The sequence below is a fragment of the Oligosphaera ethanolica genome, assembly GCF_030814695.1.
Lineage (GTDB): Bacteria > Verrucomicrobiota > Lentisphaeria > Oligosphaerales > Oligosphaeraceae > Oligosphaera > Oligosphaera ethanolica.
On the sequence record NZ_JAUSVL010000001.1, the window covers coordinates 861,771 to 884,291 of the forward strand.

General features: G+C 59.3%; 12 protein-coding genes, 1 tRNA gene and 1 pseudogene. 9 read left to right on the forward strand and 5 right to left on the reverse strand.

The genetic code is table 11. The features are described 5' to 3' along the window. Positions 1 to 5 precede the first annotated feature (5 nt). From J3R75_RS03065 to J3R75_RS03075, 3 genes are read right to left on the reverse strand one after another with little or no spacing between them, the layout of a single operon-like run. Complete coding sequence (locus J3R75_RS03065; protein WP_307259856.1) at positions 6 to 749, reverse strand: glycosyltransferase; 744 nt, start codon at positions 747 to 749, stop codon at positions 6 to 8. Further along, positions 746 to 1,117, reverse strand: a complete 372-nt coding sequence (locus tag J3R75_RS03070; RefSeq protein WP_307259857.1) for a DUF2304 domain-containing protein — start codon at positions 1,115 to 1,117, stop codon at positions 746 to 748. Before J3R75_RS03070 ends, J3R75_RS03065 begins: the two co-directional genes overlap by 4 nt. Positions 1,118 to 1,142: 25 nt before the next feature. Next, complete coding sequence (locus J3R75_RS03075; protein WP_307259858.1) at positions 1,143 to 1,820, reverse strand: glycosyltransferase family 2 protein; 678 nt, start codon at positions 1,818 to 1,820, stop codon at positions 1,143 to 1,145. Between the two features lie 654 nt (positions 1,821 to 2,474). Here J3R75_RS03075 and J3R75_RS03080 point away from each other — a divergent pair. Beyond that, positions 2,475 to 2,549 (forward strand) — tRNA-Thr (locus tag J3R75_RS03080). A gap of 80 nt (positions 2,550 to 2,629) precedes the next feature. Here J3R75_RS03080 and J3R75_RS03085 read toward each other — a convergent pair. Then, a complete protein-coding gene (locus J3R75_RS03085; RefSeq protein WP_307259859.1) occupies positions 2,630 to 3,568 on the reverse strand; it encodes an AraC family transcriptional regulator in 939 nt (312 codons plus the stop codon). A gap of 152 nt (positions 3,569 to 3,720) precedes the next feature. Here J3R75_RS03085 and J3R75_RS03090 point away from each other — a divergent pair, with 152 nt between their 5' ends. The 7 genes and pseudogenes from J3R75_RS03090 (at position 3,721) to J3R75_RS03115 (ending at position 13,704) form a co-directional block, all read left to right on the forward strand. Then, positions 3,721 to 4,470, forward strand: coding sequence for a prepilin-type N-terminal cleavage/methylation domain-containing protein (locus J3R75_RS03090; protein ID WP_307259860.1), 750 nt, complete (start codon positions 3,721 to 3,723; stop codon positions 4,468 to 4,470). 213 nt (positions 4,471 to 4,683) lie between these two features. Beyond that, a complete protein-coding gene (locus J3R75_RS03095; protein ID WP_307259861.1) occupies positions 4,684 to 7,548 on the forward strand; it encodes a GH39 family glycosyl hydrolase in 2,865 nt (954 codons plus the stop codon). A 42-nt stretch (positions 7,549 to 7,590) separates the two neighbouring features. Then, the gene (locus J3R75_RS03100) at positions 7,591 to 9,738 is read left to right on the forward strand and encodes an alpha-L-rhamnosidase-related protein (protein WP_307259862.1); all 2,148 of its coding nucleotides are present in this window, start codon (positions 7,591 to 7,593) and stop codon (positions 9,736 to 9,738) included. Positions 9,739 to 10,080: 342 nt separating this feature from the next. Next, positions 10,081 to 10,266 (forward strand): annotated as a pseudogene (locus J3R75_RS19810) (DUF6788 family protein); the annotation flags it as partial. Positions 10,267 to 10,375: 109 nt separating this feature from the next. Then, positions 10,376 to 10,627 carry a hypothetical protein gene (locus J3R75_RS03105; RefSeq protein WP_307259863.1) on the forward strand — a complete coding sequence of 84 codons (252 nt, stop codon included), beginning with the start codon at positions 10,376 to 10,378 and terminating at the stop codon, positions 10,625 to 10,627. A 341-nt stretch (positions 10,628 to 10,968) separates the two neighbouring features. Continuing rightward, positions 10,969 to 11,775 carry a hypothetical protein gene (locus J3R75_RS03110; protein WP_307259864.1) on the forward strand — a complete coding sequence of 269 codons (807 nt, stop codon included), beginning with the start codon at positions 10,969 to 10,971 and terminating at the stop codon, positions 11,773 to 11,775. Between the two features lie 54 nt (positions 11,776 to 11,829). Then, on the forward strand, positions 11,830 to 13,704 hold the full coding sequence (locus tag J3R75_RS03115; RefSeq protein WP_307259865.1) for a hypothetical protein: 1,875 nt from the start codon (positions 11,830 to 11,832) through the stop codon (positions 13,702 to 13,704). 233 nt (positions 13,705 to 13,937) lie between these two features. Here the strand turns inward: J3R75_RS03115 and J3R75_RS03120 are convergent, their stop codons facing one another. Further along, entirely contained in the window at positions 13,938 to 21,989 is an 8,052-nt protein-coding gene (locus J3R75_RS03120; RefSeq protein ID WP_370882384.1) for a leucine-rich repeat protein, read from the reverse strand. Here J3R75_RS03120 and J3R75_RS03125 point away from each other — a divergent pair. Then, a complete protein-coding gene (locus tag J3R75_RS03125) occupies positions 21,892 to 22,131 on the forward strand; it encodes a hypothetical protein (protein ID WP_307259867.1) in 240 nt (79 codons plus the stop codon). The genes J3R75_RS03120 and J3R75_RS03125 overlap by 98 nt on opposite strands. Positions 22,132 to 22,521 lie beyond the last annotated feature (390 nt).

Consider the following 22,521-nt stretch of genomic DNA (forward strand, 5'->3'; position numbering starts at 1 on the left):
CCCGCTTATTTATTCAGCAGGAAGCGTGCCAGCCACGCCAACCAGGCCAAGAGCGGAAAGGCGCTGTGCCGGCGCGCGATCGCCAGCGTCTCATTCCGCGCCAGTGCGCGACTGCTGTTCGCCGCCCCGCCAACAGCCATGTTCACCAGCGGCAACGACAAAGTCAGATAGGGCACATCGGCTTTCCGGCAACGCCAGATAAAATCATAATCCGCCGCTATGCGGTACTGCGTATCGTACAAGCCCAGGCGATCATACAGACGCCGCCGCACAAAACTGCCAGGGTGCGGCAATGGCATCATCAACTCGCTCAACCACAAACACTTGGGATATATTTCGCCACAGATTTCGCCGGTCTGCTTGCGCAATTGTATCGGCACGACCACCATATCCGCTGCTGGCACTTGTGCGAGAGCCTTCTCAATCTCGATAAGCGCGTCCTCCTCGTACCAGTCATCGCTGTTCAACAACGCAATCACCTCGCCGGACGATGCCGCAATGCCTTGATTCCACGCCGATGGTATGCCCGCTTCGCCTTCGCGCCTTTCCTGTGCCAGCACCTTGAAGGCAATGCCCGCCGCCGCAAAGGCCGCCTGCGCTTCTTCGGCCAAAGCCAGCGTGCCGTCGCTAGAACCCCCATCAACCAGTATATACTCGTTGGGCAGACGACGCTGCCGCAACAGCGAGTCCATGCAGCGCCGCAAGGTCCCGGCCGAATTCCAGCAGATGGTAATCACTGTGATCGTCATTGCTGGCGACCCTCGAAAGAACCCGCAACCTGCTTCCGCGGTGGCACTTGCACCGATGCTATCGCCAATTTCCGCACCAGCAGCGTCTGATTGCGCTCCAATCGGCGAAATTTTGCCAGGATGCTCAATCCACCCAGGTAGCAAAACACGATGAACAGGTACAATATCAAGTCAGTACCACGACCGATGCCCACCAGCCGCGCCAGCCGCGAACTCAAATCCGGCACCAGCACAAAGACCATTCCGAGCACAAACTGACAGATGAAAAACAGCCGCCCCAGTAGCTGGTTCTTCAATACCGCCACCGCCAGCACCAGCGACAGGCCAATGCCGCCAAGCAAAATCCATTGAATGGGATAGGTCTGCATCTCCGGCACTCCTCAACAACCAGCTTCAAAACAGTTTATTCATGATCAATTCGACAATTATGTTCAGCGAATTGTACCATTTTTGTCCTTTTTTCCGCGAATAAGCGCTGTAGACGATAGTCACCGCGATCTCCCGCACGCGCAACCGCCGCTTGCGGATCAGCGCCAGTATCTCGCTGGCGTGGGCCATGCGGTTTTCTGTCAGTTCAATGGCCGCCAGCGCCCGTCGGTTCAAGGCTCGAAAGCCATTATGGGCGTCACTGAGCCACATGCCTGTAAACAGGCCGTTGACCACCCGTGCGCCCTGCAGCAGCAGCCGTTTCGCCACGGGCACCCGCTGCCGTTCGGCACCGGGCAGAAAGCGCGATCCGAGCACAACATCGGCGCCGTCGGCCAACGCCGCCAGGAAGCGCGCGATGTCAGCCGGATCGTGTTGGCCATCGGCATCAAAATGCACGACGGCCGCCGCACCACAGCGTTTCGCATAGTCCATGCCGGTCTGCAAGGCCGCGCCCTGCCCCAGGTTGATCGCATGGCGCAGCAGATGCACCGGCAGGCCCGCCAGCAGCTCACCCGGATCGTCTCGCGAGCCGTCATCAACCACGACGACCTCGTGTCCCAGCGGCAATAGCGCCCGCACGGTCTCAGCCAATACCGCGCCTTCGTTGTAGCTCGGCACTATGATGTACACCTTGTCTTCCATGTCGCCGCAGCCCTTTTCGCTCAACCCTGTCGCATTCGTTGCCTGCCGTCACTTTCGCTCAATGCCGACACATCACGCACAGTCATCACCCACACACACTCCCCCCGCTCATGCGCTGTCACCGCGCAAAAGATAGCACACCAACAGCCGGCACACAGGCGCCACCAGCGAAAACGACCACCGTGACCGATTGCCACACCAGTAATCAGTCAGCCATTGAGAATGGACGCACGGCATGCCGCCGACGTCAACCCCAGGTAAGCAAGTGAGTTCCATTGCCTCTTTGGCTCCAGTCAGCTTCGCCGACTGAAGCCAAAGAGGCTGTGGAACACGGACCAATATGGCGCGCTACCCAGGGCGGCGCGCGCCTTCGGCGCCGCTTGCCCTGGGCTGGTATGCTTCGCGCTTTCAGCGCTTCTGCCGCTTCGCGGCCTGGGATGCCTGGCGCGCGCCAGGCTCCGCCTGCTGACAGCTGGCGACGGCGCGGGCTAAAAGCCCGCACCACGGTTGTGACAGGGGCGCGCCTTGGGCCGCCTGTTGCTCTATGGCTCAATTATCAATGGCTGACCGAATACCACACCAATCAGTTTTCCCCTCCGCCGCTCTTGCAGAACGGCGATGACCGGTTAAAGTATTACACGTTTTTCACCTGTCGCCAGCATAGCTCAGTGGTAGAGCAGCTCATTCGTAATGAGCAGGTCCTCGGTTCAAATCCGAGTGCTGGCTCCAGCTTAACGCCCTGCAATAACGCATGTTACCGCAGGGCGTTTTCTTTTGCCGGCAGCACCCCGCGTGACGGCGGCGAGCATTTATGTAGTGTCCCCGTCTCGTTCGCGGCTGAGCAACAACGCTAAGTCGTTAAGCTTGTTTTCTGCCAGGCGGTACGCTCGTGGTGTCGTCCGATACTTCTGACGGAACAGCTTGCTCAGGTAATTGCCGTCGCAGAAGCCACAGCGACGAGCGACCTCGTCAACGCTCAGCATCGTATCGACAAGGAGTTCTTTGGCCTGCTCAAGACGGTAGGTCGTCAGGTACTTTGTCGGCGTCATGCCAGTGGCCATATGAAAATGCCGGCAGAAATTCCTGCTGGACATGTGCACAGCCCGGGCCATCTGCTCGAGGGTGATCGGCCGCATGTAATTGCCTTTGATGAAACGAAAGGCGTTGCCGATGAGAAACTGCCCCCGCTGCGGTGCAAGCTTCCTTTGCGGCCCGACGTGAGCAAGCCTCAGGACGACATCCAGAAAGATGCTCAGGGACTCAATGAGACTTCCCGGCCCGCTTGCCTCCAAGGTGCCCTCAAGACGCTGAATTAGCGGTGCCAGCTCCGCAAGCTTAGCGGTCGCCAAGGTCATGACTGGCTTGACGACGACCTCCGGCGCAACAGGCTCCGTCGGAAAGACCTGGCGGAAAAATGGCAGGTCGTAGCCGTCCAGGATGGGCAACCCCAGCGTCCGCCAGTCATAAACGATATTGACGATTTCCAGGTCGTCCGTGTCATCATAGGCGTGGACGAAGCCCGGGTGAATGATCAGCACGTCCCCGGCATGGATGCGCACGGATAGTTCGTCCCTGTCCGTGACCAGATGCGTGCCGCTGCCCTGCAGCACAAAGACAATCTCCGAACAGTCGTGAACATGAAATTCGCGTTCGGGATGCTCGCCCAGTGGGACTCCCTCGACGTAAAGCGGGAGCCGGCCAAAACCAATTCGTTCCTCCAAAACCCACTGCATGATTTTTTTTACCACGACGGCCTCCGTTGTACATGGCAAGAAAGTACTAAAACATGGCGTGATTGTCAAGAAAAATCGTTTTTTAATTTCTGCACTCCGCGTACACTAATAGTAGTCCGTCCATCCCATCGCTTTTCCTGGCCGATATGCAACCACGGAGGCACATCATGACGAATCCAATGCCGCAACGTCCCCGAAGTCTGTTCACGCTGATCGAACTGCTGGTCGTGATTGCCATCATCGCCATCCTGGCCGCCATGCTCCTCCCCGCCTTGGCCAAGGCACGCCTAAAAGCGCAGACAAGCAATTGCGTCAACAATATGAAACAAATCGGCCTAGGCTTGACTATGTACATTGACGACCACAACGGCATGATGCCAATGATGCAGAATTATTTCTTATCCTCAGTTGCCCCCTATGAGGGAAACTGGCTGTTTAAGGGCAATGATCCGGTAGCGTTGGGATTGGTCATGTTCCATGGCTACCTTGGCGGGTCTGGCAACAGCAAGGCCGACTGGCTCGGTTCGCCTCGTCCCAAGTGCCTGAACTGCAGCTTTATGGTCAAGGAAGGCTACAAAGCCAATAGCGAACGATGCGACTACTATTATTTGCGGGACAGCCATGGCACTTCACCACAATACTACAGCTATAATGACCCCAAGTCGCCGCAGATGTGCAAAACCACGACTGGCTTCACCCAGCATTATTACACGTTGGATACGCAGATGACAATGGTTGTCTGCGGCGCCTGCTACTACAATTTCAACAACCTGTCGGGCCTGCATGTCAATGCCCTCCCCGCGCTACATGTCGACGGTCATGTCGAATTACACCTGTATAGCAAGTGGAACAGCAGCACCAGCGATCTCGTGACCCGAGCACGCAATGCGTTGATGGCAATGGATGGACGCAGATAATTGCCATAGAAGACGCGGTGCCAAGACAGAGGCCAAGACAACTTGCGCCTTCCGGCAAATGAAGGTGGTGAACACCATAGTGTGAACCGGCTGCAGTTATCGAATCTCCACTATGGATACTGGCCTGGCTGTCTGCATGATCTCTGCAACATCAAGAATCCCCCCGCCCCCTATTTGGATGACACTAGGCACCCTCAAAGGAATTTTACCCGTATGAAGAGAATATTGGCGCTGGCGCTGTTTCTGGGAACCATAAGTATGTCATGGTCCATCCCAGTCGATTTACTGCATTGCGAATTCAGTCGCACGTCCCCTCCCAACATGGCCTTATCCGCCACCCCAATGGATTTGACGCGTACGCCATTGGGCTGGCTCGTGAAAATACCGCAAAAAGGGACAACGGAACCATTGCGATTGCCCCATGACCCATGGATTCGCCCACGGCCAGTCGCAGTCGTTCTTCGCGCGGAGACGCTGCGGGGAAAAGCCAAGTTCAGGCTCAACATGGTTGATGGCCACGGACGCTGGTATGCAACCGGCTGGCAGGAGCTGACACCAGGCCAAGACCGGATAGTCGTGCCGCTTGAGGGAATGCCTGAGGGCAAGGGAACCTGCCGCCTGATGAACATGGTTATTGACACTGAAGTCACGGATAGCGAACTGCTGCTTAAACGCTTGGACGTGATATTCAACCGGCCAGCTATGGAAGCAGTTCAGTGGGTTATGGATACAGGCGATGGCATGTTACCGTTTTATACCAATGCCCCCAGTTTCATTCTCCGCAACAGCTCTGATACACCGGTCACCCGCCAAGAAAAAATCACCTTTACAGACATGTACGGAAGCCACTATGACGTTGCCAGCGATGTGGATCTGGCTCCCTACAGTGAGATCCGTTTGACGCCGCCCCAAACGCCACCACACATCGGCGTCTGGTACGGCCCGGCCACGGATTTGGCACCACGGGTCATGTTCGCTATCACGCCGGAAAATGGCCTCGCGACACCAGCCAATGATGAATTCGACTTTGCGGTCGATAACCATTGGATCAATCCCGCGGTCGTGGAATCCATGCGTTATCTGGGCATCAGAGCCGCGCGCACCATCGTCGGCTGGGAACGTATTCAACCAAAGGGGCCCAACGACTGGAGCTATCGCGATTTTGACGCACGGTTGGATGCGCTAAGCGCAGTCGGCATCAAGATGCGCGACACCCTGGTCTTTACTCCGGCATGGGCCGCCATCGACAATCCCAAACAACTGCGTTTCCCCCGTAATCGCCGACCGCGCCAAGACTACTGGGAAAAATATGTGCGTGCCATGGTCGAACGTTACGGAGACAAGGTGCAGTTCTTTGAATTGTGGAACGAGCCGGACCTAAAAGGTTTTGTGGATTTCCCGGTGGATGAGTACATCACGTTGTGCCGATCGGCGCGACGTATCGCCCACGAGGTCAATCCCAGACTGAAATTGGCCAGCGGCGGCTTCGCCACCATGTCACCAAGCCTTGACGGCGGCGCCCCGGCAAGATTTCATGAAGAAGTTCTTCGCCAGGCAAAAGACACCTTTGATCTCCATAGCTATCATGAGCACGGCTATTTCCCTCATTTCCAGCAGATGGTGGACCAGTATTTTCTGCCGATGCGTGAACGCTGCGAGGTCACCGTGCCCTGGCTGGCCAGTGAAACAGCCATGCATTCGGCCAACAGTACTGATTTTGCCCAAGCGGACTGCCTGTTCAAAAAACTGCTGTTCAGTTGGGCACGGGGGGCGATTAGTTATACCTGGTATGGGCTTTGCAATAACGGCTACGACCTCAAATACAGCGAGGATAACTTTGGAATCCTTGACCGCTTCATGAGCCCAAAATACATCTTTGCGGTTTATGCCGCGATTGTCCGGGAATACCAGACAGCCAAATACCAAGGCCAAATACAATGCCCGGGCGCCCCCTGGTTATTCGCATTTTGCACCCCGAAAGCAGTTCTGCTCGCAAATTGGGCGGCGACGAACTCTACAGCCAGTGCCATCTATGCGGCATACGCCAATGCTTCGTCCGCAACCCAGCTGGATTTGGCTGGAAATGGCAGCAACCGGGCAACACGACAGGGCGTGGCACTCTTTACCGTGACCGGAAGCGGCAGTACCCTGGTCCTCCAGGGGGCCACGGCGGTAGATAAAGTGAAACCTGTCGGGGTGTTGAATATCCCTGAGGCCGTGTCCCTGAATTCTAATACCAACGGACAACTCACGATATGCAATCCGTGGAACGACACCGTGACTTGCCGCATTTCACCTCGCCTCTCAGCGGGACAAAGCATCTCCGGTCTGCCTGGCGATATCACTCTGCTTGCCAACGAGACGCGATCACTGCCCTTCACCTTGCGCTGTGAACAAGATGCCACCAGTCTGAATATCCAATGCCAGTTTGCTTCCCACCCGACAATGGACATTGCCGCACCGCTGCAAACGACCCTCGTCAGCGAAAACGCCGACTTCAGTCGTCCGCCCGATTTTATCTTGGACCAGTATTCACAACTGGTCAGCTCCTTCGAGTTCGATCCAGCCAGTGCCGCCACCCTATGGCGCGGCCCCAACGACCTCAGCGCAAAAGTCTGGATTGGACTATATGCGGATAAGTTACACATTCGAGCCGAGGTCCAAGATGACCGCCAGGTCTTTTCACCAGAAGCGACAAACATCTGGAAGGGCGACAGCATTCAAATGGCCTTGGGCTTTCCTGGTCAGCAAGGCCATTTCGAGCTCGGTGCCGCTCTCGACGGCCAGGGCCTGGCAATTCCTGACGTCTGGATTACCCCGGCGACGTATGCAATTGCCGCATTGCGTCAGGCCATGGAACTCCACATTAACCGCGAAGGCAGCAACACGATGTATCAGCTGGCCTTGCCGATCGCAAGCTTGGGAATGAAACCTGCCCGCCTGCGAGAAGGTTTCCGCTTCAATTTTTTAGTCAACGACAATGACGACGGCTTGACCAGAAAGTGCTACCTACGCCTCGCACCGGGCATCGGTTCGGCCCAGACCATGGACGCATCACCCATGATCATATGTAAGTAATGCAAGATCGGGTTGACCACGCCCAACAAAAGGAACGCCACCATGCCCATGCTGTGGATGCAGCCATCACGACCGGTCAAGACGCCGGCGGTCGTCGTTTTTCGTACCCGCTTCACGCTCAAGGCCCAGACCGGCTTCACGCTGCATTATTCGGCGGATGAGCACGCGGATATCTTCTTGAACGGCGAACGGCTTTGCGCCGGCCCCCAGCGCGGCACCGCCACGCGCTGGTTTCTGGAAACATACCGCTGCACGCTCGGCCCCGGCGATTACACTCTCACCGCGCGCGTGCTCATGTTCGGCAAGCAGTGGACGGCCTTCGCCCAGCATTCACTCGCAATGGGCTTCTACGCCGACTCGGAACTGTTGACCTCGGCGTGGCAATGGCAGGAAATGACCGGCGTCACTTGGGAAAAGCCCTTCCCCGACTGGGCAATGTACCCGCACCCCCAGCTATCAACGGCGGCCAACCACGACATTCTCGCCGGCGAAAGCGGCCAGTGGGCTCCCGTGGTCTACCGCGAAGACAATCGGCCCATGCAGTCACGCACTCTGCCGGCACTGCGCTACGAGCCCGAAAATGCCTACAAGATCGTCAGCCGGAACAACAGCCTGCTCTTTGTTTTTGACCGCTATGTCTGCGTATGGAGCGATTTTCGCTTCGCCGGCAAAGGCACCGTGACCATACGCTGGGCAGAATGCCTCTACGCCCCCGGCACCTTCGACAAACACGACCTCAGCGGCGAAAAGGGCAATCGCGACGATAGCACCGGCAAGGAATGGATCGGCAACGGCACCCGCATCGACCTGGACGGCGGCAGCTGCCACTGGCACGATTTCTGGTGGCAGGCCGGGCGATACATGCTCTTGGAATTCACCGGCTCTGCCACCCTCGTCAAAGCCACCTTCCATGCCACCGGCTACCCATGGCAACGGGAATGGCAGCTGAAGACGTCCAGCGCCGAACTCAACCAGGTCCTCGAAATGGCTTGGCAGACCATCCTCATGTGCTCCCACGACAGCTTCGTGGACTGCCCGTACTTCGAACAGCTGCACTACGTCAGCGATGCCCGCCTGCAAGCGCTGAGCACGCTGGTCACCACCCGTGACACGGCACTCATCCACGAATCCCTGCGGACTTTCGCGGCTTCACAGCAGCCAAGCGGCATGATTCATTCACGAACGCCATCCAAAATGCCGCAGGTCATTCCGTCCTTCGCCTTGATCTACATCCTGATGCTCAATGACGTCGCCGACTGGCGAGGCCGCGACGAGTGTCAACCATACATCGACTGCGCCAGAAAAATCATGGGGTTCTTCGCCAATCACGCCCAGGACGCGCTACTGCACTTCCCCGGCTGGACCCATATCGACACCCCGGAATGGCAGGACGGCGATCCCGCATGGAATTTCGTGGACTGGGTTGAACAATGGCCCCTGGGCGTTCCACCCGGCGACTGCGTCATCAACCTCTTCCACCTCCTTGCCTTGGAAAGCATGGTGCGCCTCGACCCGGAACGCGCCGATGACTACGAACGGCAGGCACAAGTGCTCAGCACAGCCATCCGCCGCCACTATGAAGTCCCCGGCGTCGGTTTCGCCGATGACCAAGAGCGCACCGTCTTCTCCGAACACGCGCAAGCGCTGGCAACACTCAGTCCCCATCTGCCCAATTACGCCCCGGACATCCCCGGCGCGGCAGAAACCAGCGTCAGCTTCTCATACTACTACCTCGAAGCCACCAGAAAACTGCGCCGGCACGATCTCTTCGCCAAGCGCCTGGCCAAGTGGCACGCCTTGCCGGCCAGCGGCTTGACCACACTGCCGGAAAATTTTGGCCGCACCCGCTCCGACTGCCATGGCTGGAGTTCGCACATCATCCACCACGGTTTCGCATCCGTATTGGGCCTGCGGCCCCACGCTGACCACCGCGATCACTGGTGTCTGAACCCGATGCCCATCGGCCCCGCCTTCATGGAAGGGTCACTCCCGCTTGGCGACGGCATCTTCAGCTTTCGCCTGGAACAGCTCAACGGCTCACAGGCCAGGCTGCATTACGTTATTCCTCCCGGCCAACACATCCATTTCCAAGGAAAAGAATTGTCAGCACCGGTAGGCGATATCGCCATCGCGATCAACACGCCCCCAGATATCAACGCCCTAGCCTGTGCCACAACGCTTGCCCAATAATCACCCACGCGACTTGGTTGCTCAAGCTGTTTTTTGCGTCACGGCAGTATTATCTTGGACGGATGCATCATCCGCGTCACTTACCCGCCTGCCGTCATCATATGCCCCGCCATTCCAGTCACCGCATGCCCCAACCCTCCTATCAGCAAAGATCCCCCCATGCCGCAACGTCATTATTTCGCCTACCGTTCTTTCCGGGTGCAATTCCCAAAAGTGGGTCATTGCGCGATGGGGTAAACACTACCCCCCCCCATTTTTTTTGCAAGTACTCGACTTGCTTTTTTTTGTTGTCGTTGTATGGTATGCTAAACCGCATATATTCAAGGAGTTGCGACGATGGCGATGGAAAAGCAACGCGATTTGGCAAAGGAACTGGTGAAGCTGTGTGGTCTGGTGCGCGGATCGATTGTCCATACGACGCGCAAGTGCGGGCGCGCACAATGCGAATGCGCGAAAGGCAAGCAGCATCCGTTCTGCTACCTGTCGCGGTCTTCAGCTGGTTCGAAAAACAAGATCCAGTATGTGAAGCCGTCCGAGGAAAAAGCGTTTGAGCGTGCCGTGGCCATGTATGAGCGCGCATGGGCAATCATCGAGGAACTGTCTGAACTCAACATCAAGGAGATCAAGGAAAATGGGAATGACGGACGAAGAACTGAACGCCCTGGTGGAAAAAAAGCTTCTCGAACGCAAAGCCGAGATCGTCCAGGCGCTGAAAACATTCAACCGGAGCCCGTCGGCGAAGACCTTCAAGGAAGCGGAAAACACACCGGATCGCCTGTTGGGACAGGCGATGGACGACATCGTGGCGGAGGTGCTGCAAAAGACGGTGGGAGACGTCCGAATAGAAAGGCCCGCTAAAAAAAACTCCGGTACCACGGGCAAAGGCTGACCAGCATTCAGCTCAAGCATGGGAAGTATACCTCGATTACCGGGGCCTACTATCTGCCCGTAAAAGAGAAGCGTCGCGGGCGCAAGCGCGGCACGGGTAGACGCGGCGTGGCGGGCACAGGCAGGTTTCCCGCTTTGCTTTTGTTAGGCGTCCTTGCCGGCGCTTCGCCTGCTTTGTGCGAGGATGTCACGCTGGAAGGGCTGCGAGACTCCTACGAAGAGGCGTCCAATGCGTTGCGCTTACGGGGCCGGGACATTTCGGCCAAGCGCGTCGGCACGATCAGCCGGGCTGTCGGTCATGCTTCCCTGAAAGCGAGGGAACGACGGCTCGCTTGTCTTCGTGTGAGCAACGAGGCCGAGGGAAAAAGACTCGCGGTCGCCATGGACGGGGGACGCGTCCTCATACGAACGAACAAGCGCGGGCGCAAGACCGCCAAGGGCTATCATACCTATGCCGCCGACTGGCGCGAACCAAAGCTGTTCATCATCTACGAACTGGACGCCGAGGGCCGGAAAATGCGCAAGGGACTTGAACGCTGCGACGGCACCATCGGCGGCCCGGAGGACATCACTCGGCTGCTGGTGGCGGAGCTCAGGGCGATGGGCGCGCAGAACGCGAAATCAATCACGTTCCTGGGCGACGGCGCAAAATGGATATGGAACAGGATTGACCAGATTATCGAAGAAGTCGGCATCGACAGAGCGCGCGTGTCAACCTGCCTTGACTACTACCACGCGGTCGAGCATCTTGCACGCGTCGCGGAGGCTAAGACGTTTGCAAGCCAGATCGAGAAGCGCGCGTGGCTCGACAACATGAAAAAACTGCTCAAGAAGGCTCCTCCCGCAGTGTTCCTTGCTGAACTGGCCAAATCAAGACGGCGTGGCAACGCGGTCATCAGGCGGGAATATGCGTATTTCAAAACCAACATGTCGGCAATTGACTATGCCAGGCTCAGCAGAGAGAAACAGCCGATTGGCTCTGGAGCGATTGAAAGCGCCGTGCGCAGAATCGTGAACCTGAGAATCAAAGGTGCGGGCACGTTCTGGAAGCTGGAGAACGCGGAGGCGGCACTCCACCTGAGGTGTCAGCTTAAAACCAACAACTGGAGCATGTTCTACGCCGATTTACTCAATGGCCTGGCTGCATAGGCGCTACCCACTTTTGGGAATTGCACCCGTTCTTTCCAGCCGGAATTTGCCGCTATGCGCCGTTTTGCGCAGGCCGGGGTGGACACCATCTGCTTTTTGCCGGCCAACACCGTCAATTCCCTGGGGCAGCCCTACTCGTCGTACCCGCCCATCTGGCACTGGTATGAGCGCTACGACTTCGCCTCACTGGATCGGCAAATTGCCGATTTGCAGGAGGCGTCGCCAGGCGCGTCGCTCATCTGCATCGTCGATCTGAACTCGCCGGCATGGCTGTCGCGACAGCTCAGCCTGGCGCATGAATCCGGCGACAGCTTCACCCATCTGAGCGAATGCCTCGCCAATCCGCGCTGGCAACAAGCCGTCAAGCGCTACCTCGGCGAATTCCTCCGCCACTGCGAAACACACCACGCCGATCGCATCGTCGCCTACGTCCTCGCTTGCGGACACACCGACGAGTGGTTTGATCACAATGGTGAAATCTGCGGCCTGCTCAAAGAACAGGCCTACCAGGCATGGCGGCAGGAAAAACAGCTGCCGCCGCAGGCGCCACCAAGCGCAAAAGCACTGAACAGCCCCGATTACGACGATCTGCTTTTCGACCCGGCCCAGTCACCCGGCGTCTTCGCCTACCGGCGCTTCTGCAACGAGCTGATCGGCAAGAGTATCTGCGAATTCGCCGCCGAAGCCCGCCGCGCCATCCGCCCGCAAGCAGAAATCGGCGTCTTCTATGGCTATGTCATGACCCGCCTCGGCGCCGCCGAAAGCGGCCACCTCTGCTACGAACGCGTGCTACAGTGCCCCGACATCGATTTCATCATCTCGCCCGGCTCCTACGGCGACCGCGCCATGGGCGGCGGCGGCGGCTGGCTCGGCTGCGCCGGCAGCGAGAAACTCGCCGGCAAAAATCACCTCCACGAATGCGACCAGCGAACGCACACCCACAACCGCCGTCTCAGCCCATACGTGTCGCTGGAAGTCCCACACTGGCAGGACAGCCGCGAAGACCTCGCCGGCATCAAACGCGAATTCGCCCTGGCGCTAGTCAACCGCGCGTCGCTCTGGTGGTTCGATATGTGGGGCGGCTTCTACCAGGAACCCGCCCTCTTCGAAGCATTCCGCCGCATGAAGGACCTCTACGCGCGCTGGGTTGACTGCCCGTCCCGGCCAATCGCACAAACCGCACTCATCGTCGACCCCGACGCGCTCTACTACTTCACCCAGCGCTCGCCGCGGCAAAAGGGCTTCCAGACCCACGCCCGTCAGCAGCTCAACCGCCTCGGCGCGCCCTTCGCATGCTACTGCTTCAACGACATTCCACGCATCCCCAATCTCGCCGACATCAAATTCTTCGTCTTCGCCTGTCAGTGGGAAATCACCAGCGAAAAGGCCGACGTCCTGCGCCGCTATGTCCTCAAGGACAAGCGGGTGGTCCTCTGGCTCTACGCACCCGGACTCAGCGATGGAATGTCTCTCGACCCAAACCGCGTCAAACTATGGACCGGCACCACCGCCGCCGAGCAAACTGACCTGGGCAATAGGGCGTTGCACGATCCGCCCCGCACCACACAACAGGCCGGTGGCAGCACTGTGGAAGAGACGGGACTGAGCGCCTGCGCCATGGACGGCTGGACGTCAGCATTCCTACCCACGCCCGACGCCCTGACCCCAGCCATGCTCAAACAACTCGCCCGGCAAGCCCGAGTCCATCTCTACACCGATGCCGAAGTGCCCATCTACGCCGACCACCAACTGCTCGCCATCCACAGCGCCCACGACGGCATCATCACCATCCGCCTGCCAAACACATGCCAGCACATCACCGATCTGTTCTCCGGCAAATGCGTCGCCAGTAATAGCAATACCTTCGACTGGCACCCCAATGCCCCGGACAGCGCACTCTTCGCTCTCCATAACGACAAGGACGACTAACGCCCACACACGGCAAAATCCATCGGGAAGCGCCGAGGGACGCGGGAACGCTTTAACACCCGTCGCCAACGCGAAACATGCGCACTATGCTTCGGGAAATGGCATCGTGCGGCGCTGCGGGCTAAAAGCCCGCAGTACGGTCGCGAAACAGGCGCACGATGCTTCGGAGTATGGCATCGTGCGCCGCTGCGGGCTAAAAGCCCGCAGCGGGGAAACAGGCGACAGGGCACCGCTTAGCGCGGCATGATCCAATAGCCCTTGCCGACTTCCAGGCAAATTTCATTATTGATGACCACCGGCGGCCGATAGCTGCCCAAGGCCCACTCCCACACAATGTATTCTGCGGCAGGCAGGAAGGTCTCTTCAACAACGCCGACGAAATTCCAGCCATCGCCGAGTTCCAGGTTGCCGTTTTGGGGCACGTCCCCCGCCAGTGGCAAGTAGTCCGGGCTGGCGGCAAAAATCCAATAGGCCTTGCCAGGGAGCACGGAGTTTGCCAGGATATAACTGCCAAGATCGCCGTCCAGCGTAAATGGGCTGTAGCTGAGCAGGCTTTCTTGCGACTCGACAGTCAGGTTTAGCGGCACGCTGATCATATTCCAACCCGCCAGCAGCGATACGGCCGGCTGCGTCGCGCCAAACACCAGAATTTGTGGCGATTCCAGGGTGCCCACTTCACCGCCAATCTGCGCCGGTATCTTCGTACTACTGTCATGCACCAGCTCCGTGCCGGCGAGCCAGAGCTTGAACGTCAGCTCCTCGCCCGTGGTGGCGACATTGACCGTCAGATTCACAAAAATTTGTTCATCAAACGGCACTACCGTTTCACAGCCGCGCAATTCCTGGCCGGCAAAAACGCCGACAACGCTGCCCTCGGGAACGATAGTGCTCTCGCCCTCGAGACGCAGCTCGCCAAGGATGGTCATTTGCACATTTTGGTAGATCACCGGCTCTCCCCAAGGCATGACGCTAATTGGCACAGCCTCATATTGAGCAGTGATGGTCACATCGTTGTCGACTTGGCTAAAGCTTTGATCCCAGCCTGTGAATTGCCAGCCGACTATGGGAGAAACTTCCGGTGCGATGGCTCCACCCCCGGCTTCAACATTCTGCTGAAGCGCCCCGCCGCCAGTACGCACGCCGTAATCACCAAGAACAAACGTCACCTTATAGAGAGTCGCGCCAAACACCAGAATTTGTGGCGATTCCAGGGTGCCCACTTCACCGCCAATCTGCGCCGGTATCTTCGTACTACTGTCATGCACCAGCTCCGTGCCGGCGAGCCAGAGCTTGAACGTCAGCTCCTCGCCCGTGGTGGCGACATTGACCGTCAGATTCACAAAAATTCGTTCTTCAAACGGCACTACCGTTTCACAGCCGCGCAATTCCTGGCCGGCAAAAACGCCGACCACGCTGCCCTCGGGAATGATAGTGCTCTCGCCCTCGAGACGCAGCTCGCCAAGGATGGTCATTTGCACATTTTGGTAGATCACCGGCTCTCCCCAAGGCATGGCTGGAACTTGCTCTCCGCCCCTGGTTTTTGCGCTGGCGGCGCGGGTGGCCACAGCTTCCTGATAGATCAGTGTGGTGTCGGCATTGACTCTGATCCAGTAGCCGCGGCCGGGATTAAGTTGCTTGAGCGTGTTGAGAGGCCCAAGAGCGGGTGAATAATTTTTGTTCTCGCCTATCACCTTTTCCACTTGCGGCAAGATGCCCGCCAAGGCCCCAGCGACAGCCGAGGGTGATGAAAGGATGTACCCGACGTTGTTCCAGCCTTTTTTCAGGGTGATCGGCGTAGCTGCCGCATTGAGTGGCATTCCCGTAACCGTCAGTTCAGCGGCGGCTGACATATTGACCCAGTGTCCCAAGCCGGGGCGCATCTGCTTCAAGGTGTTGAGGGCGCCATAGCCCGGCACGTAGTTCTTGTTGTCGCTGATGATCTTCTTGAGCTTGTCCATAACCGGCGCGAATACTGCAGCCGGTGAATCGTCGGCAAAGCCAACAAAGAAAGAGATGTGGTTCCAGCCCGCCAACAGGGACACTGTCTGCGTAACCGATCCAAAGGACAAAATCACCGGATCGTCCACGGTTCCCTGCTCACCGGCAATTTTCGCCGACACGGTCGTCGCGCTATCCATTATTTCCTTTGTGTCAGCTAGCCAGAGTTTGAAAGTCAGCACCTCGTTGTCAGCATTGACTTGAACCGTTAGGTTGACCGAGAAACGCCCTTCAAAAGACAGCACCGTTTCTTTGCCACGCAACTCTTCGCCGACGAAAACGGCAACGACACTGCCTGCGGCAACCACTTCGCCATTGCCAATAAGCACATCGGCAATAATGGTCATGGGCACATTCATGTAATTTACGGGATCGCCCCAGGGTGAAGCCACGTCAATCCGCACGCCGGTGTCGGGTGCGCTGTAGTCGCTGGCGCGCGTGCCGTTGCCATCCACTGCGGCGCTGACCCAGTAGGTGTAGGTCGTGCCGACCTCCGCCGTATTGTCGGCGTAGCTCAGGGCGCTCTGCCAGCTGCCCAGTGCCGTCTTGGTGCCGCCGGCGGACGTCGCCCGCCAGACGCGGTAATGCGTCGCGCCATCGACCGCCGACCAGCTCACGGTCACGGCTGTGGAGTCGTTATCCGTCGCGGCCACATTCAACGGCGCGGCAAGTGCGCGGAAGCCGGCGTCGGCGGCGCTGTAGGCGCTGTCGCCGGCGGCGTTGCTGGCGGCCACCCAGTAGGTGTACATGACGCCGGGGCTGGCGCTGCTGTCCGTATAGGTCGTGCCACTGGGACTGCTTAGGAGTGTGGCCGCAGACGAATTGTCCGACGTGCCCCGGTACAGCTTGTAGCCCGTTGCGCCGGCAGACGCCGTCCAGGACAGACTCACCGCGTCGGTTGCCGTGCCATCGCTGGCCGCCAGACCCGTCGGGGCAGGGAGTGTAGCGGCAATCCGCACGCCGGTGTCGGGTGCGCTGTAGTCGCTGGCGCGCGTGCCGTTGCCATCCACTGCGGCGCTGACCCAGTAGGTGTAGGTCGTGCCGACCTCCGCCGTCGTGTCGGCGTAGCTCAGGGCGCTCTGCCAGCTACCCAGGGCCGTCTTGGTGCCGCTGGCGGACGTCGCGCGCCAGACGCGGTAATGCGTCGCGCCATCGACCGCCGACCAGCTCACGGTCACGGCTGTGGAGTCGTTATCCGTCGCGGCCACATTCAACGGCGCGGCAAGTGCGCGGAAGCCGGCGTCGGCGGCGCTGTAGGCGCTGTCGCCGGCGGCGTTACTGGCGGCCACCCAGTAGGTGTACATGACGCCGGGGCTGGCGCCGCTGTCCGTATAGGTCGTACCGCTGGGGCTGCTTAGGAGTGTGGCCGCAGACGAATTGTCCGACGTGCCGCGATACAGCTTGTAGCCCGTTGCGCCGGCAGACGCCGTCCAGGACAGACTCACCGCGTCGGTTGCCGTGCCATCGCTGGCCGCCAGCCCCGTCGGGGCAGGGAGTGTAGCGGCAATCCGCACGCCGGTGTCGGGTGCGCTGTAGTCGCTGGCACGCGTGCCGTTGCCATCCACTGCGGCGCTGACCCAGTAGGTGTAGGTCGTGCCGACCTCCGCCGTCGTGTCGGCGTAGCTCAGGGCGCTCTGCCAGCTACCCAGGGCCGTCTTGGTGCCGCTGGCGGACGTCGCGCGCCAGACGCGGTAATGCGTCGCGCCATCGACCGCCGACCAGCTCACGGTCACTGCAACAGTGTCGTTATCCGTCGCGGCCACATTCAACGGCGCGGCGAGCTTGCGATAGCCGGTGTCGGCGGCGCTGTAGGCGCTGTCGCCGGCGGCGTTACTGGCGGCCACCCAGTAGGTGTACATGACGCCGGGGCTGGCGCTGCTGTCCGTATAGCTCGTGCCGCTGGGGCTGCTCAGCAGCGTGGCCGTGGCGGCGTTGTCCGACGTGCCCCGGTACAGCTTGTAGCCGGTTGCGCCGGCAGACGCCGTCCAGGAGAGACTCACCGCGTCAAGTGAGGTGCCGTCGCTGGCCGCCAGCCCCGTCGGGGCAACAGGCGCAGCGGCAATCCGCACGCCAGTATCGGCGGCGCTGTAGTCGCCGGCGCGCGTGCCATTGCTATCCACCGCGGCGCTGACCCAATAGGTGTAGGTCGTGCCGACCTCCGCCGTATTGTCACTGTAGCTCAGGGCGCTCTGCCAGCTGCCCAGGGCCGTCTTGGTGCCGCCGGCGGACGTCGCCCGCCAGACGCGGTAATGCGTCGCGCCAGTTACTGCCGACCAGCTTACCGTCACTGCAGCGGTGTCGTTATCCGTCGCGGCCACATTCAGCGGCGCCGCGAGCTTGCGATAGCCGGTGTCGGGTGCGCTGTAGGCGCTGTCGCCGGCGGCGTTGCTGGCGGCCACCCAGTAGGTGTAGAGCACGCCGGGGCTGGCGCTGCTGTCCGTATAGCTCGTGCCGCTGGGGCTGCTCAGCAGCGTGGCCGCAGTTGCGTTGTCCGACGTGCCGCGATACAGCTTGTAGCCCGTTGCGCCGGTTGCCGCCGTCCAGGAGATACTCACGGCGTCGGTTGCTGTGCCATCGCTGGCCGCCAGCCCCGTCGGGGCAGGAAGTGCGGCGGCAATCCGCGCGCCAGTATCGGCGGCGCTGTAGTCGCTGGCGCGCGTGCCGTTGCCGTCTACTGCGGCGCTGACCCAATAGGTGTAGGTCGTGCCGACCTCCGCCGTATTGTCGGCGTAGCTCAGGGCTGTCTGCCAACTGCCCAGGGCCGTCTTGGTGCCGCTGGCGGAACTCGCCCGCGAAACGCGGTAATGCGTCGCACCATCGACTGCCGACCAGCTCACGGTCACCGCAACGGTGTCGTTATCCGACGCGGATACATTCAGCGGCGCGGCAAGTGCGCGGAAGCCGGCGTCGGGTGCGCTGTAGGCGCTGTCGCCGGCGGCGTTGCTGGCGGCCACCCAGTAGGTGTAGAGCACGCCGGGGCTGGCGCCGCTGTCCGTGTAGGTCGTGCCACTGGGGCTGCTCAGCAGCGTGGCTGCGGTTGCGTTGTCCGACGTGCCCCGGTACAGTTTGTAGCCCGTTGCGCCGGTTGCCGCCGTCCAGGAGATACTTACGGCGTCGGTTGCCGTGCCATCGCTGGCCGCCAGCCCCGTCGGGGCGGCGGGCACGGTTGGGGTGGTAGGGCCGCCCCATACTGCTGTCGGCAGACCACCAAACTCTTCGCCCCAGCCGGCAGTACCGGACAAGTAATAGGCCGTACCAGGAACGTTGACAAACACATCATAACCCAATTCCGGCGGCTCGCTAGTAAAGTATACACCTGCAAGACTCACACAATCTACAAACGCATAATCCCCGATGCTGGTCAGGCCGGCGCCAAATTCCACGCTGGTCAGGCCGGAACAGCCCTCAAACGCTTCCCACCAGATGCTGGTCACACTGTCGGGTATGTCCACGTTGGTGAGGCCGGTACAGCCATAAAACGCATAGGCCCCGATGCTGGTCAGGCCGCTGCCAAAATCCACGCTGGTAAGGCCGGTGCAGCCCGAAAACGCCCAATCCCCGATGCTGGTCACGCTGTCCGGTATCACCATGTTGGTAATACCGGTAAGGCCTGAAAAAGCGCCCCCCCCAATGTCGGTCATGGCAGCGGGCACTTTCACGCTGGTGAGCCCGGAGCAACCCGAAAGCGCGCTATCCCCAATGCTGGTCACACTGTCGGGTATGTCAAGGATGGCGAGGCCGGAGCAACCCGAAAACGCATAGTTCCCGATGCTGATCAAGCTGTTGGGTAGGTCCACGTTGGTGATGCCGGTACAGCCATCAAACGCATTGTCCCCGATGCTGGTCACTCCCGCCCTAATCACCACGCTGGTGAGGCCGGAGTTGCTAAAACCCATGCCCACCACATTGGCGCTCGCTACGGAGGCGCCAATCACCATGCTGGTGAGCTCGGAGCAGCCAGAAAACGCCTCCCACCCGATGCTGGTCACGTTGTCGGGTATGTCAATGCTGGTGAGGCCGGTACAGCCATAAAACGCATAGGCCCCGATGCTGGTCAGGCCGCTGCCAAAATCCACGCTGGTAAGGCCGGTGCAGCCCGAAAACGCCCAATCCCCGATGCTGGTCACGCTGTCCGGTATCACCATGCTGGTAATACCGGTAAGGCCTGAAAAAGCGCCCCCCCCAATGTCGGTCATGGCAGCGGGCACTTTCACGCTGGTGAGCCCGGAGCAACCCGAAAGCGCGCTATCCCCAATGCTGGTCACACTGTCGGGTATGTCAAGGATGGCGAGGCCGGAGCAACCCGAAAACGCATAGTTCCCGATGCTGATCAAGCTGTTGGGTAGGTCCACGTTGGTGAGGCCGGTACAGCCATCAAACGCATTGTCCCCGATGCTGGTCACTCCCGCCCTAATCACCACGCTGGTGAGGCCGGAGTTGCTAAAACCCATGCCCACCACATTGGCGCTCGCTACGGAGGCGCCAATCACCATGCTGGTGAGCTCGGAGCAGCCAGAAAACGCCTCCCACCCGATGCTGGTCACGTTGTCGGGTATGTCAATGCTGGTGAGGCCGGTACAGCCATAAAACGCATAGGCCCCGATGCTGGTCAGGCCGCTGCCAAAATCCACGCTGGTAAGGCCGGTGCAGCCCGAAAACGCCCAATCCCCGATGCTGGTCACGCTGTCCGGTATCACCATGCTGGTAATACCGGTAAGGCCTGAAAAAGCGCCCCCCCCAATGTCGGTCATGGCAGCGGGCACTTTCACGCTGGTGAGCCCGGAGCAACCCGAAAGCGCGCTATCCCCAATGCTGGTCACACTGTCGGGTATGTCAAGGATGGCGAGGCCGGAGCAACCCGAAAACGCATAGTTCCCGATGCTGATCAAGCTGTTGGGTAGGTCCACGTTGGTGAGGCCGGTACAGCCATCAAACGCATTGTCCCCGATGCTGGTCACGCTGTCGGAGATGTCCACGCTGGTAAGGCTAGAGCAGCCTTCAAACGCATAGTTCCCGATGCTGGTCACGCTGTCGGGGATGTCCACGTTGGTGAGGCTCCCACAGCCCGAAAATGCGCCCCCCCCGATGCTGGTCAGGCCCTCCCGAATCACCACGCTGGTAAGGCCGGAACAGCCCGCAAACGCATTGTCCTCCATGCTGGTCACGCTGGTCGGAATCACAACACTAGTGAGGCCGCTACAGTATGCAAACGCAGAATTCTCGATGCTGGTCACGCTGTCAGGAAGCCCCACTCTGACAAGACTGTAACAATAATAAAACGCCGATGGGCCGATGTTGGTCACCCCGGGGGGAATCGTCACAGTCGCTAGGCTATAGCAATCGGAAAAAGTCCCCTCTTCAATTATGGAAACGCTGTTGGGTATCGTCACACTGGCAAGGGCATAACACCAGGAAAACGCCCAGGGGCCGATGTTAGTCACGCTGGTAGGAATGACGACGCTGGTGAGGCCGGTGCAGCCACCAAAGGCATTTTCCCCGATACTTGTCACGCCTGAAGGGATGACTACGCTGGTGAGGCCGCCACAGCCTGCAAACGCGGCCCCCCCGATGCTGGTCACGCTGGTCGGAATCACAACACTAGTGAGGCCGCTACAGTATGCAAACGCAGAATTCCCGATACTGGTCACGCTGGCCGGTATCTCTATGCTGGTGAGGCCGCTAAGGCCTGAAAAAGCACCATCCCCGATGCTGGTCATGGCGGCGGGAACATTCACGCTGGTGAGGCCGGAGCAGCCCGAAAACGCGCCCCACCCGATGCTGCTTACGCTGTCGGGTATGTCAACGCTGGTGAGCCCGGAGCAGCCCGAAAACGCGCTTTTCCCGATGCTGGTCACGCTAGTGGGAATAGTCACCTTGGCCAGGCTAGAGCATGACTGAAATACAGCCTCATTGATTTGGGTCATACTGGTGGGAATGGTCACAGCAGCAAGACTGCTGCAGTTCTGAAACGCCCCGTTGCCAATATCCGTGACGGTAGTAGGAATATTAACACTGGTCATTTTTGTACAGTTGGCAAACGCAGAAAACCCAATGCTGGTCGCGCCGGGGGGAATGGCCACAGAGGCTAAGCTGGAGCAATAGGCAAAAGTTGACTCTTCGATGATGGCAACGCTAGCGGGTATCGTTACACTGGCAAGGGCAGAACAGCTATAAAAGGCCGAGACGCCAATGCTAGTCACGCTGCTCGGGATGACCACGCCGGTGAGGGCAAAACAACTAAAAAACGCCCTTTTCCCGATGCTGGTAACGCTGTTCGGGATCACCACGCCGGTAAGCCCGGTACAGCCTGAAAATGCAAACTCGGCAATTGTTGTCACGGGCATGCCGTCGATTTCGGCAGGGATGGTAATGTCTCCGCCACTACCAGTGTATTCAACGATCGCAACTGAGTTGTTGCTGATGGTGTAGACGTAGTCCCCATAGTAAAGGTTACTACCCCTTAGGGATGAGCCTGCCGCCCTCGTGGTAGCTTTCGGAGTCTGCGCAGTGGGGAGTGCCATTTGCCCTGCATCCAAGAGCTCCTGCGCATGAATCAGCTGCCCCCCTAACAAGCCCAGGGTGAAAAAGCCGCAGAGAATAAAACGACTGAACCATCCCAGCACTACATGATGCGACATGTTCGTGTCCCTTTTCTTGAGTCCATCCCATAAGCGCAATACTGTTTTAGCCCGGAATACCCTAAAGCTATAAAAAAACAACATCACCTATTCACAAATGGCGGTGGCGTGCCTGCGAGGGCAGTCGAAAGGGCAAGGAAACAACCATCACCATGCTCGCCATGTGGGGGCCAGGTGGCAC